This is a genomic window from Bradyrhizobium sp. DOA1 (assembly GCF_001593325.1).
Classification (GTDB): domain Bacteria; phylum Pseudomonadota; class Alphaproteobacteria; order Rhizobiales; family Xanthobacteraceae; genus Bradyrhizobium.
Map to the genome: position 1 here is coordinate 1,853,555 of NZ_JXJM01000001.1, position 12,848 is coordinate 1,866,402.

General features: G+C 60.4%; 10 protein-coding genes. 5 read left to right on the forward strand and 5 right to left on the reverse strand.

Annotated features, from left to right (window positions below; all coding sequences use genetic code 11):
* Positions 1 to 2: 2 nt before the first annotated feature.
* Positions 3 to 1,265: an MFS transporter gene (locus tag SE91_RS08650; RefSeq protein ID WP_061847294.1), complete on the reverse strand. Its 1,263-nt coding sequence runs from the start codon at positions 1,263 to 1,265 to the stop codon at positions 3 to 5.
* 126 nt (positions 1,266 to 1,391) lie between these two features.
* Entirely contained in the window at positions 1,392 to 2,234 is an 843-nt protein-coding gene (locus SE91_RS08655; RefSeq protein WP_061847295.1) for a uroporphyrinogen-III synthase, read from the reverse strand.
* An 87-nt stretch (positions 2,235 to 2,321) separates the two neighbouring features.
* Here SE91_RS08655 and SE91_RS08660 point away from each other — a divergent pair, with 87 nt between their 5' ends.
* From SE91_RS08660 to SE91_RS08670, 3 genes are all read left to right on the forward strand, one after another.
* On the forward strand, positions 2,322 to 2,729 hold the full coding sequence (locus tag SE91_RS08660; protein WP_061847296.1) for a hypothetical protein: 408 nt from the start codon (positions 2,322 to 2,324) through the stop codon (positions 2,727 to 2,729).
* A 104-nt stretch (positions 2,730 to 2,833) separates the two neighbouring features.
* Positions 2,834 to 3,697 (forward strand): formyltetrahydrofolate deformylase, encoded by an 864-nt coding sequence (gene purU / locus SE91_RS08665; protein WP_061847297.1) that lies wholly within the window; start codon positions 2,834 to 2,836, stop codon positions 3,695 to 3,697.
* Between the two features lie 29 nt (positions 3,698 to 3,726).
* Positions 3,727 to 5,055: a hypothetical protein gene (locus SE91_RS08670; RefSeq protein ID WP_156489526.1), complete on the forward strand. Its 1,329-nt coding sequence runs from the start codon at positions 3,727 to 3,729 to the stop codon at positions 5,053 to 5,055.
* 40 nt (positions 5,056 to 5,095) lie between these two features.
* On the opposite strand, the gene SE91_RS08675 is transcribed toward SE91_RS08670, so the two are convergent.
* A complete protein-coding gene (locus tag SE91_RS08675) occupies positions 5,096 to 6,937 on the reverse strand; it encodes a DUF6077 domain-containing protein (RefSeq protein ID WP_156489527.1) in 1,842 nt (613 codons plus the stop codon).
* A 98-nt stretch (positions 6,938 to 7,035) separates the two neighbouring features.
* Positions 7,036 to 8,781 carry a class I SAM-dependent methyltransferase gene (locus SE91_RS08680; RefSeq protein ID WP_061847300.1) on the reverse strand — a complete coding sequence of 582 codons (1,746 nt, stop codon included), beginning with the start codon at positions 8,779 to 8,781 and terminating at the stop codon, positions 7,036 to 7,038.
* Positions 8,782 to 9,034: 253 nt separating this feature from the next.
* Here SE91_RS08680 and SE91_RS08685 point away from each other — a divergent pair, with 253 nt between their 5' ends.
* On the forward strand, positions 9,035 to 10,432 hold the full coding sequence (locus tag SE91_RS08685) for a hypothetical protein (RefSeq protein WP_061847301.1): 1,398 nt from the start codon (positions 9,035 to 9,037) through the stop codon (positions 10,430 to 10,432).
* Between the two features lie 44 nt (positions 10,433 to 10,476).
* On the opposite strand, the gene SE91_RS08690 is transcribed toward SE91_RS08685, so the two are convergent.
* Positions 10,477 to 11,739: an oligosaccharide flippase family protein gene (locus SE91_RS08690; protein WP_061847302.1), complete on the reverse strand. Its 1,263-nt coding sequence runs from the start codon at positions 11,737 to 11,739 to the stop codon at positions 10,477 to 10,479.
* A 208-nt stretch (positions 11,740 to 11,947) separates the two neighbouring features.
* Here SE91_RS08690 and SE91_RS08695 point away from each other — a divergent pair, with 208 nt between their 5' ends.
* Positions 11,948 to 12,688 carry a glycosyltransferase gene (locus tag SE91_RS08695; protein WP_061847303.1) on the forward strand — a complete coding sequence of 247 codons (741 nt, stop codon included), beginning with the start codon at positions 11,948 to 11,950 and terminating at the stop codon, positions 12,686 to 12,688.
* Positions 12,689 to 12,848 lie beyond the last annotated feature (160 nt).

A 12,848-nucleotide genomic window follows, 5' to 3' on the forward strand; every position in this document is an offset into this window, starting at 1 on the left:
TATCATCGCGCATTGGCGGGGGCGTGGATCGGCCAGAGATCGGCGCGCCAGCGGATGGCGATCGCCAGCATCGCGAGGATGCCCGAGATCGCGTAGAGCGAGCCCGTCGCGGAAAAGCCGATGACGTCGATGAGGCTGCCGGCCGCGAGCAAACCGATCGGCAGCCCGTAGATCACCATCATGCGCACGCCCATGACGCGGCCGCGCAGATGCGCGCTCGCAGCCTTCATCAGGATCACGGCGGCTGCGATCATCGACATGCTCTGCGCGATGCCGGTGAGCACGAGGCAGGCCATCGCCACCGGCATGGTCCTGATCTCGACGAATACCAGCAGCATCGCATACCACGCGATCGTAGCTATGATCAGCAGCCGGGCAATGCGCACCCCGCTCACGACGCTGAGCGTGATGGAGCCGATCAGCGAGCCAACGGCAAAGCTTGCGGACAGATAACCCAGACCGGTCTGGTCGGTATGGAAGATGTCGCGTGCGACGTAGGGCATCAGCCCGTTGGTGAGGGGGAATGCGGTGAGGTTGGCGAGGAAGGCGACGCACAGCGCCGCGCGCATTCCCGGGCCACTCCAGGCGTAGACGATGCCTTCCTTGAGGTCGCCGACCAGTCTCGAGATGGCATGGCTGTTGGCCGGAAGTTCGGTCGTGACGATGGTTCTCTCCGGCCGGCTCAGGCACAGCATGAGCAGCGCAGCAGCGATGTAAAGGCAGACGATCGCCACATAGACGTAGCCAATGCCCAACGCGGCGAACAGGCCGGCGCCGGTCAAGGCGCCGACGATGCGAGCGCTGTCCTGCGTCGTGCGCGCGACGCTGATGGCGCCGACCAGCTGCTCGGGCGGCATGATGTCGGCGAGCAGCGCGCCGCGGACGCCGAGATCGGAGGGACGGATCAGGCCCGTGATCGTAACGATGATCATGACGGTGAGCGGCGTCAGGTGGCCGGTCAGCGCCAAAACCATGATGATCGACGAGAGCGCCGTGTAGGCAAGGCGCATCATGACGAGGAGATCACGATGGCCGATGCGGTCGCCGATCATCCCGAACACCGGCGCGACCAGTGTGCCGACAAACTGCAGCGAGGCGAGCACCGTGAGCAGCAGAACGGAACCGGTCTCGACCAGGATGTACCAGCCAAGCACGAGTGTCTCGACTTCGAACGCCCAGGAGGTCAGCAGGTCGGACGGCCATTGGAAGCGGTAGTTGCGGATGCGGAACGGTGCGAGCGTCGATGGTCGTATGGTTGCGCTCAAGACGCGATGGCGCGTGTCACGGCGATTCCCTGCCTTGCTGTTTCTTCTTACCCGGGAGCAAACTAGCGCTGGTGATCTTGGTGTCAATTAATGCTGGCGCATCGCCGCAATGCGCTTCTTGTGATCTCACCGCGATGCACCCATGGGCCGCTTTGCAGCAAGCCTTGTTGCCATCGCCGAGATCAGCGGCCGCATGAAATAGGCGTCTTCGGCCGGCACGATATCCGGGCGCAGGCCGTGGCTGGTGAGCTCGCCGTTCACGGAAGGCCCGACCGAGGCGATCAGTGTACGGCCCAGCGCTTCGCGCAGACGTGCTTCGCCGCCATGAGTCTTCGCTGCGTCGAACAGCCGGCGGATCTGGCCGAGATTGGTCAGCGCGATGCAGTCGATGCGCCCATCGGCCATCTCGTCGATGGCGGCGACGATGTTGGCGTCCGCGGCCTTCGAATCGTAGACATAGGGGAGCACCGTATCGACCTCGGCGCCCTGGTTCGTCAACGCGCCGATCAGCGCGCCGTGATCCTTGTCGGGATAGAGCTGCAGGCCGAGGCGTCGTCCCCTGAGGTCGAGCTTGCCGAGCATCTCGATCACGCCTTTGGTGGTCGGCTTCTCCGTCGTCTGTTGCGGCTCCAGTCCGACCTCGCGCAGTGCCTTGCCAGGCTTCGGTCCGCGGCAGAATTTTCGCGATGTGCCCAGAGCCGTAACGAGCGCGCCGTCGAGCCCGCGGGCGCGGGCCAGCTTCATGATGCGACGCAGACCTTCGCCGGTCATCAGCACGAGGTCGTCGAACGGCCTGTCGACGGCGCGGCGCATCCAGGCTTCGATCGGCGCTGGATCAGGCGCATCGTGAATGGTGAACATCGGGCATTGCACCACTTCGGCGCCCTGCTCGGCGAGCAGCTTGGAGAATTGCGCCTCCTCCCGCGTCTCCAGGATCAGGATGCGGGCGCCGTTCAAACGGTCGGCCATGGGCAAGCTCCAATCTAGCAATGATCGATTCATCCTGCCCTTCCGCCCGGGATTGGCGCAAGACCGTCGACGGTGCTAGATCAGGCCATGCGCGAGTTCCTGAAGGTTGCCGCCGTCGCGGTTGCGATTTTGGCCGGCTGGTTCGGATACGTTTTCGGTCTCAAGCCGGAGGCCGCTGCGTCGCGGGTGCAGGACGCCGGGCTCATGGCGTTGCTGGAGAAATATCATAGCGCCAAGGGGGGCTATCCGGTCTTCAACGCACGCGATGTCCCCGTCGAGGAACTTGTCGAGATGCTTGCGAGCAACGGCATCAAGCTTCCTCCCAACCTCAAGCTCGAAAGCCGCAACCTGCCAACCCGTTATGTCTCGGTTACCGGTCAATACTATGTGCTGCTGCACCAATTCAGCCAGTCCGGGCAAAGCGTGACATGTGTCGTAGAGGTCCGCGCCCGCAATACCGGGTGGTGGGGACAGCTGCCGACCTGTCCCCCCTAGCGCAGGTTGCGATCTTCTGGAGTTGGCAGGAGGGTGCTCCGGATGATAGAGCTGGGCGCGAATTCAAAGGGTTCCATGAGGGTGCCCGCAGTCCAACAAGTGCCATGCCCGACCATCAATACGTTCTGACCCTCTCGTGCCCGGATCGCCCCGGTATCGTCTCGGCAGTGTCGACCTTCCTCGCCCATAATGGGCAAAATATCCTCGACGCCCAGCAATTTGACGACGTTGAGACCAGCAAATTCTTCATGCGGGTGGTGTTCACGGCGGCCGATCTGGCTGTCGAGCTCACTGCGTTGCAGACCGGTTTTGCCGCAATTGCCGAGCGGTTTGGCATGGACTGGCAAATGCGCGACCGCGGGGCGCATCGCAAGGTGATGCTGCTGGTGTCGAAGTCCGACCACTGCCTGGTGGACATCCTCTACCGCTGGCGTACCGGCGAATTGCCGATGATCCCGACTGCAATCGTCTCCAACCATCCGCGCGAGGTCTATGCCGGGCTCGATTTCGGCGGCATCCCGTTCCACCATCTGCCGGTCACCAAGGAAACCAAGCGCGAGCAGGAGGGGCAGATCATCGACCTCGTCGGCAAGACCGGGACCGATCTCGTCGTACTCGCCCGGTACATGCAGATCCTGTCGGATGATCTCTCGGCAAAATTATCGGGGCGCTGCATCAACATCCACCACTCGTTCCTGCCAGGGTTCAAGGGCGCAAAACCCTACCACCAGGCCCATGAGCGCGGCGTCAAGCTGATAGGCGCGACGGCGCATTACGTGACGCGCGACCTCGACGAGGGGCCGATCATCGATCAGGACGTCGAGCGCATCAGCCATCGCGACACGCCGGAGGACCTCGTCCGCAAGGGGCGTGACATCGAGCGCCGCGTGCTGGCGCGAGCAATCCGTCATCACCTCGATGATCGCGTGATCCTGAACGGTCGCAAAACCGTCGTCTTTATGGACTAAGGACGTTGCAGCAGAAGGAGAGCAGTGCATTGCCGGCCATCGGCCCCATGACCGGAGGCTGGCCCACGCGACCGCTGCTCGTGCTGCTGATTGCGCTTTCCGTGGCCGTCTTCTGCATGTCGGCCGCAAACGTCTCCAAGTACTTCGTCACCTATCATCTCGTATACAATCCCCTGACGCTGAACTCGGCCTTGCTCGCGGTCGCGCTATTCGCGCCGGTCTTTCTGCTGTTCGTTGTTGCCAGGTTCAGCTTCGGTTATTTCGCGAGCTTCTATCTCTGCTCCATGGTGCTCAGCTATCTGTGGCTCAGCTTCTTCTCCCTGCGCGTCTACGACCAGGAGGGCGCGAGACTGTCTGCGGCCGTCTCGGCGATCCTCTTCCTCCTGCCTGCATTGTTCGTGTCCTCGCCGCTGCCGCAGATACCGAAGCTGTCGGTCAAATCGTTCGACCGTCTGTTGATCGCGACCTTCCTGGTCTGCGCGGCGACGGTCGCGATAGCGGCGAGCTACAATTTCACGCTGGTTTCCCCTGATCGAGCGTCCAGTATGCGCACTGACGCTTTGCCGAGGGTCGTGAACTATCTCATCGGCATGGAGACAGGCGCGCTTCTGCCGTTCCTGTTTGCGTACTGCGTCGCGCGCAGGGCAATCTGGCAGGCGGGTGCAATCGCGGTGCTGATGTTGCTCTATTATCCGATCGCCGTCAGCAAGATGACGTTCTTCGCGCCTGTCTGGCTGATTGGCCTCGCCGTACTTGCGAGGATGTTCGAGGCGAGGGTGGTCGTCGTCCTGTCACTGCTGCTACCTATCGCGGCTGGTGCACTGCTGTTCATCTTCATGGGCGGCACCGGTCCTGTTGCTCGATTTGCCGGCGAGTACAACTTCATCGTGAATTTCCGTCTGCTCGCGGTGCCGGCGCTTGCTCTCGACGTCTACAACGAGTTCTTCTCACGGCACGAACTCACCCACTTCTGCCAGATCGGCGTCCTGAAGCGTTTCATGGATTGTCCGTATCAGAACCAATTGGGGGTCGTGATGCTCCACTATTTCCCGGGCGGTGGGACCTATAACAGTTCGCTGTTCACGACTGAGGGGATCGCGTCGGTGGGCTGGCTGTATGCCCCCGTCACGGTGTTCATTTGCGGTGTCGTGATCGCCCTCGGGAATCGTGCCTCCGCCGGCCTGCCGCCATCGTTCATCGTGGTCTCGAGCGGAATGATGGTCCAGAACCTCCTGAACGTTCCGCTTTCGACGGTGCTGTTGACGCACGGCGGCGCTGTGCTTTTCCTGCTGTGGTATCTCATGCCACGGCAGGCGCTACCGGCGGAATCCGCGCAGGCGGCCGGCGATCCGGCTTGATCTTCCGCGAGGCGAGACGACGCTCGGTCCGGCGTGTCGCCTAGAGCGGAGCTGCGATGAAGAGGGCGTAGGGCGCGGAGGCGAGATGCCGCATCGCGTAGTTGTTGCGCTCAAGCAACCCGCGGATCTCGGGGATCGCGACGGTTCGGTCCGGCAAGACCACGACCTGCGGCCGGCCAGGTGACGCCAGAATCCGGTTCAGCAATTCCTTTACGGCAGGATTCTTGCTGTCCTCGTAGATGAACGAATAGATGCTTGATCGGTCGAGAAACAGCTGGTCCACGCCTGATTGACGCGCCACATGGACGAAAAAGTCCTCGCGCGTATGAAACTGTCGATAGTTCGGTGAATAGATCAGCAGGTTGCTGGAGATGGGGATCGGAGCGAGCATGCTGCCCGCCGGAACGGTCTCTGCAATCTCCCGGACGGCTGAAAGTTCCGGCTGCGCAATCTTCACGCCAGGCCAGCCCAGGGTCATGTCGGGCTTCTTCCTGATCACCGAGGTGGGTCCAAGAATCACCGCGAGCGCCAACACCGAGAATGCGGCGATCGCGATCGCGGAAGACCGCGGTCTTCCGCGCGTCGCGAAAAACGCCGTCACGACGACGATCGGAAACGGAAGCAGGAAGATCAGCCGCCAGTAAATCGTTTCCGGGGCGACGGTCTTCAGCATGAAGCGGAACACCAGCGGGTTCAGAAATGCCGCAATGATCACGGCGACCCAGATCGCAAAAAATCGGCGATGGGGTGAGTAGCACAAGGTCACGAACAGCGCCGCGCAAAACAGGATCGGCGTCAGTGGAAGATGAGGATTTACGAAGAACGCGATCTGCTTGCTGAAGGTGAGGGGAAATCCGGTGCTGACCGGAGAGCCGGTGCCGAGCGATCGCTGGGCAATTGCATGAAGCTCCCATGCAGCCCAAGCAACTGGCGCAAGAGATGAAACGTAGGCAAGCCCCAGCTCGACATTCTTGCGGGTGAATATCTCCTTTCCGCAGCATATGTAGGAAAGAAAGATCACTGCTGAAAACAGCGGCAGCAGGACGAGTGCCGTGGTGGTGGCCGCCATGAAGCAGACCCCCGTGGCTACGAGGAAGAGCCAGGTTCCGAATTCTCTCAACGTCAGGAATCGAAGCGAGAGATAAAGCCACGCAGGCAGCCCGACTGCGATGAAAAAGACCTTGCCTTGAAATGCGCGGGCGATGCTGTAGTTGCCGAACGTGACGTCTGTCTCACCCAGCGACAGTGTGACCAGCGAGAATAGCAGCAATCCAAGCGCCAGAGCCCCTCTTCGCTGCTCGAAGACCGACAACGCCAGCAACGTCGCAAGAACCATCAGAAAGCCGACGATTGCGGGAGCGATGACGTGATAGACATCGAGGAATGGGAGATCGAAAAGATTGGCTACAGCTGCTAGTATGGTTTCATAGTACTGGAAGCTGATGAGCTCAGCAGTCGACGGCAGGCCTTCGATCCAGTTGATCTTCTTGTCCAGGATCTGGTTGGGATACGCTTGGTAGAAGACCGCCTTGGTCGCGTAAACGGAGTCGTCCTCGTTGGGCCGATTGATCGAGCTGGCAAGGAAGCCCGTCGCCGTACACAGCAGCAGGACGCAAGCCGCGAAGATGACGTCGATCCGCTCGCGCCTGTCGGCTCTTATGCCCCTGAGCTGAAAAAATACGGGAATCAGAGCGAGCAGGAAGGACGCGGCCACCCATGCCGCAACAGAACGGAAGGTCGCGGAGATGCCAAGCCCGACGAAGAAGCCCGACGCCGAGAGAGCGATGAACCATACAAAGTATAGAACCGGAATGGAAAGGAGCGCAATCGTTCGATCGCGAAAATTCACTTCGCTGATACTCATCTGCAGGGTCGCGAACACTCGAACATCATTCATTCCCGCGCCAGTTCGGCCGAGTATAGCACAAAGGAGATCGCGTAAACGGAGCTGTCAGCTCAGCGAGGACGATCGGGGCCGGATCATCTGGACTTCAACCGGCCAATGATCCGGGAGGACAGGGAAATGGCCCGGGCCTTCCATCGCGAGAGCGCCTGAACGTTGGCCATGAAGGCCCGCAGGGACGGCCGGTCAGCCAGGAGCCAGCGGCAATACAGCCGAAAACGTCTCTCGTCTGCGCCGGTGACGATGCTCTGCATGCGAGACTCGATCGCAAGGAAGCGCTCGAAATCTTCGGATGACAGGTTTACCCCGAGCGATCGCGCCACGGCTTCGATCACGTGCCGACCAGCCCGCCCATTCAAGGCGGGGTTGCGCGTTGGGCTGTACTCCAACCTGGCGAGGAAATCGAAGACTGCGCGGATGACGAGCACGTTCAAGGGAAAGCTCTCGGCTAGCTTCCATTCCTGGTCCGCGAGCTTCAGCTTGTCTTGCTCGAAATAGGCGTTCGGCCAGATCGAATCGATGAACGGGCCGTCGAGCATCCGTACGCCATCGCGCTCATGCGAATTTGCAACGAGAAACGCGAGCCATGCCCGACATGGCTCGAAAACATCGTCGAGTGAGATATTCTTCGACCTTGCCCGACGCATCACGCGCGTCAGGAGCGAGTTTCCGCCAATCCACGAAGAGTCATTTGCGACCAGCTGGATGAAGCCGCCGTCGACGGTCGAGGTGCCGGTCGTCGGCTTCTTCAGGACCTGCCAGGCTCCGCCGGGTTCACTGACGATGCGTGTCCGGGTCAGGAATTTGGACGTTCGCCCCGACGAATAGAGATCCGCAAGCTGGTCGAAGGAAATGCCATGAATCTGCGTACGGCCCGCGACGATGAGAAACGAATTGGAGAAGAACTCGAGCATTGCGTTCCGCGCGAGTTCCAACACGGTGGCCGGCTCATTCCAGAGTGGCTTGTATGGCCGGACATAATCGCGCGACGGGATTTGCGATATGAGCTCGCCGGCTTGGCCGGATCCAACAAACTCGGCGCTCAGCACTGCGTCCGGAATCTTGTAGTCCGGATAGGGGTAGAAGCTGCGAACGTCTCCAAAATGACGTCCGATGCGATTGACCAACTCGCCATGGCCGAACGTGCGGACGCGGGCCTGGCCGCCATGATAGCCTTCGACGCCTTCAAACTTGATCCCGAGATGATCCTCGTGGCAGCCGTTGAGGTATTTGAGCCCGAATTGATTTTCGATCGCGAGGACGATCATTCCGTCCGGGGCCAGGATGTCAGCGTAATATTGCAGCGCGGCTTCGTAGGGATCTTCGCCCTTGACGAACGATGCCGAGTATTCGAACACGCCAATGACGAAAATGATGTCGAACTTCTTGGAGAACCGGATCTCCTGGAAGGGTGCGCAGATCACCGAGACCGAAGGCAGGTCCTTCGTTCTGAGGCGGGCCAGACGGGCGCGCGCAATGCTGCCTTCGACCGAGACCACGCTGTCGAAATTTTCTCCGAGATAGCGCGTGATCGCGCCGCAGCCGCAACCGACTTCGAGGACGCTCAGATTGCGATCGAAGGTGAATCCGGAGAGAAGCTGGGACCGTTTCCTGCTCAGGTGATACTCGCTCGTCCAATCCTTGATGTGACTCTCGAGTTCGCTGGAACGAGAGCTCAGATCTTTTGAGGTGCGGAACACGCCATCCAGATAAATCTCGGAGGCGGCACCGTCTGAGTAAGCGAAGGTTTGATGGCCGCGGAGCAGCCAGACCGACGACGGATCCTCCACGAGTTCGTTTTCAACAAGGGTCTTTAGATGCATCAAGCTCTGTCTCTTGGCCGCGCGCAAATGTCTAATGGGAATGCCCCTGAAGCGGGCCAATCAATATCGTACTGGCTGTAAGTTCAGCTTACCATCAGAATTTTGGCATTGCACCTTGAGTCGGAGTGCGGGCTGCGACCGGACGTTGTCCACCGCAAGGCCGGCTCGCTTGATCTGCTTATCCGAAGATGGCATAGGTTCGCTACAGCCCGTCGTGTAGTCACCACGATTGATGTTTTGGATCTCGGTTATAATGCTCAGGTTCCTGCCGCGTTGGGCGCTGCTTTCGGCTGAGATCGTGTCGAGGCAGGCGATTGGAACTGCGCTGCTGGTGTTGGTCGTGGGCGACCTCGCGCTGGGCGGGAACGGCTATCTGATCAAGATCGGGCCGTTTCGGGTGCGCGAACTGCTCTTCATCCTGTGCATGGTCTGGACCGTCGCTGCGCTGGTCTCGCGCAAGGAGGGGAGGCCCGCGCCGGGGGTCTGGTGGTTGTTCGGTGCATTCGTCGCGACGACGGCGTTCGGAGTCTTCATCGGATTTCTCAACGACAATTTCAGCGCCGGAATAGCGACGAATCTCGGTCCCGTCATCATCGTCGATCCCAGTCCGCGCGCCGCGTTTGTCGGCGAACTGAAGCCGCTCGCCTATTTTCCGATGCTGCTGTTCTTCACGAGCGCAATTCAATCGCGCCGCGAAGTCACGATGGTGGTCACGATTCTGATGGTGGGCGGCGCAGTTCTCGCGACCGTCTATCTGCTCGCGCTCGCCAGCGTGCATCTCGGGCTTGTGCCGTATTCGACGTTGTTCGGGCATCTGAGGGTCAGCGACGAGATCATATTCCGGGTGAACCCCTTCGTGGGCTTCTTCTACAAGGGCATGTACTATGCCTGCGTGGCGGCGCTTTTGTTGCTGCTCGATCCATTCCGGATGACGAAAGTGATCGGCGTGATCGTGGTGCTGGCCGTGGCGCTTACTCTGACGAGAAGCCTGTCGGTGGCGTTAAGCGCTTGCATCATTGCGGCCATGTCATGGGGCCGCTGGCCGCAACGACTGCAACTCGCCGGTCAGGTGCTGCTGCTCACCGTCGTGACATCAGTTGGCCTCGGGATCGAAAGCGAACTTTCGCCGGTGCCTCCTCGAGACCGCTCGTCTAGCACGGAGGTGCAGCAGCAGCGAGACAAGGAGCCTGGGGCAGCAGGTCCTGCGATCGAAGTCAGCCGCCCCACCGATAGCATTCGACGGTTGGACATCGGGCTCGTGCGGGACAACATGACGCTTACGACCCTGGTGATTGGGCAGGGCTTTGCAGCGAAGATCGGCCAGAGGACGAAGATCGAGCTCACCTATATCGAGATTCTCTACAAGCAGGGCATAGTCGGTCTCGCATTCTGGTTCGCCTTGCTCGCCTATATCTGCTGGCTTTATTATCGAGTGCCTGCTGCCAACAAGACGCTCGGGCGGGCCTTGCTGCTGTGCGCGTTTTTCTTCTTCATCTCGACGGCGACCAACACGGTTCTCACTGGCTCGATTGGCCTCGGAACGGTGTTTATTGCTCTCGCGTGCTTGTCAGTGCTCGCGAACGAGCCCGGAAGCGTGGCGTGGTATGGAAGTCCTGCCCGGCCTCTGGACCGAGAGCCAATGACGGGCTGACCGCCGGCGCAGCCCGGACAGCGATCGCCACGCGGCGACCGGCTTCATCTGGGTGATTTGAAGTTGAGGTAGTTGACGGTGTTGATGTGGAGCTTGCGCCGGGCGATCCACCAGCTCACCACCTTCAGCACGGTCATGGAGGTTGCGGTGCTGATCGCAGCACCGAGCGCGCCGAGCAGGGGAACCAACAGCAGATTGCCGACGAGGTTGACGGTTGCCGACAGTATCATGTTGTTGCGCATCAGCTTTTCGTGGCCGGTCATGATCAGCAGCGACGTCAGCAGGCCCGTCGAAACATTGACGAGCTGAGCCAGGGTCAAGAGCCGCAACGGCCAGGCGCCGGCTTCGAACTGGGGACCGAATACGCGCAGGATCTCCGTCGGGAAGACCAGGAAGAGGACGATCAGCGGCGATGCGCTCGCCAGGGTCCAGAAGGTGCTGCGGCGCGCCAGTGTTTCGAGCTCGGCGTGCCTGCCGCTCGAATAGAGAGCGGCAAATTGCGGCGCAACGACGCTGTTGACTGCGATCAGCACGAATGACGTGGTCGCGGAGATCCGAAGTGCGACCCCGTAGATGCCAACCTGATCGGCGCTGGAGAGGATGCCCAGAACGAGCGTATCGGTCCAGGCCATCACGAGATTCAGGCTCGTCACGATCAGAATCGGCAGGCTGGTGCGGAGCAAGGTCGCTGTCGAGAAACTGGCCATCTTCCAGATGTCCCTGATGATCATTCTCCAGCGGACAAACGCCAGAAGCATTGCGACGAGGAAAGCGCCGGCATAGCACGCAAGGATAGAAGAAAGTTTAACCGTCCCGTTAAAAGCGAGCCCCGACGCCACCAGCAGCAACAGCAATTGCGGGAGGACGGCCTGGGTGAAGACGGCGGTTCCGGGACGCCCGATCGCCTTGAAGGATTCCGTTTGGACCGACAGGACAGCCACCGGGATCAAGGCAACCATCAGGACCGGTACCAGTGCGGCGAATTCGGCATGGTGGCTCGCGCCGATCGGCGCCCAGTTCAGAATGGGCCAGGCCGGCGCGATCATCCCGATGGCACAAAGCGCCGCGATTCCTACGCATTTGCGATATACGGTTGCGACGGTCCCGTCGTCGGCGCCGTTATTGGCGATCGAGATGAATTTCAACGCGGAAGTGTCCAGACCAAGCCGTGCAACCGTTGAAAAAATCTCGACACTTGTGACGCAGAGGAAATAGAGGCCAAGTCCCGTTGCGCCGACCAGATTGGCGAGCAGCAGGCTGACCACGAACGACAGGGCCGCGCCGGTGATCTGCATCGACAGCGCCATTGCGGCGCCGATCGAGTACCGGTTCCGAAGCTTTCGCAAGCTCAAGGCTGGAGGCCACCAATTCATCAGATCTGTTTCGATGCCAAAACGTCATCGGGGCATATCGGAACCGCAGGTCCACAACAATCAGTATTTGGCTTGGTGTCCAAAGCTGCTAGGGCATTCTGATAGACGGGTCGTGCTCGGTGCTTCCAGGTAGTTTTGCCCCATGAAAATCAGCGTCTGCATGGCGACCTATCAGGGCGCGGATTATGTCGAGCGACAGTTGCGGTCGATCCTGGAGCAGCTCGGCCCGGACGACGAGGTCATCGTCGTCGACGATTGCTCGCGCGACCGGACAGTCGAAATCATCGAAGCCATCGGAGATGCGCGCATTGCCGTTCACCGCAATCAAGTCAACCGACGCGAGGTCTATTCGTTTGGTCGCGCCATAGAACTGGCGAAGGGCGATGTCATCTTCACCGCGGACCAGGACGACGTCTGGATGCCTGGCCGCGCCGAGCTGATGTCGGGAAGGCTGCTGGCGTCAGGGGCAGCGCTGGTCTCCACCAATTTCGAGTGGATGGATGCCGACGAGCGCCCGATCGATGTCGCCTTCGATGGCGTGTCGGCGCAGGCCTCAACGCGGCATCTAGGCAACATCCTCGACATCTTCATTGGCAAGACCAACTATTTCGGTTGCGCGATGGCGTTCCGGCGCAGCCTGGTGCCGCTGATCACCCCGATTCCCGCCTACGTTGAATCCCATGATCTCTGGATCGCGCTTGCGGCCAATCAGATTGGTTCCAACCTTCATCTCGACGACAGGACTTTGCTGAAGCGCCGCCATGGCAGCAATACGACGAGCACAGTATCGAAACGCCCGCTGTTTCAAAAGCTGTTGTCCCGCTGGGTGTTCCTGAAGAGCATGCGGGAAATTGCTGCGCGCCAGCGCCGTTTGGCGCCCTGACCGGCAAAAACGGCCTTTTGACGGGCTGAAGGCCAAAAGTTGCCTGGGCGCGAAAATCGGCACCCTGACCGTCAATAGGTGTTTATCTGATAGGCCAGACCGATTAAAGGGTGTCCAGCACACCCGCACCGGACAAAAATTGCATTGTAGGTCCGGGGCA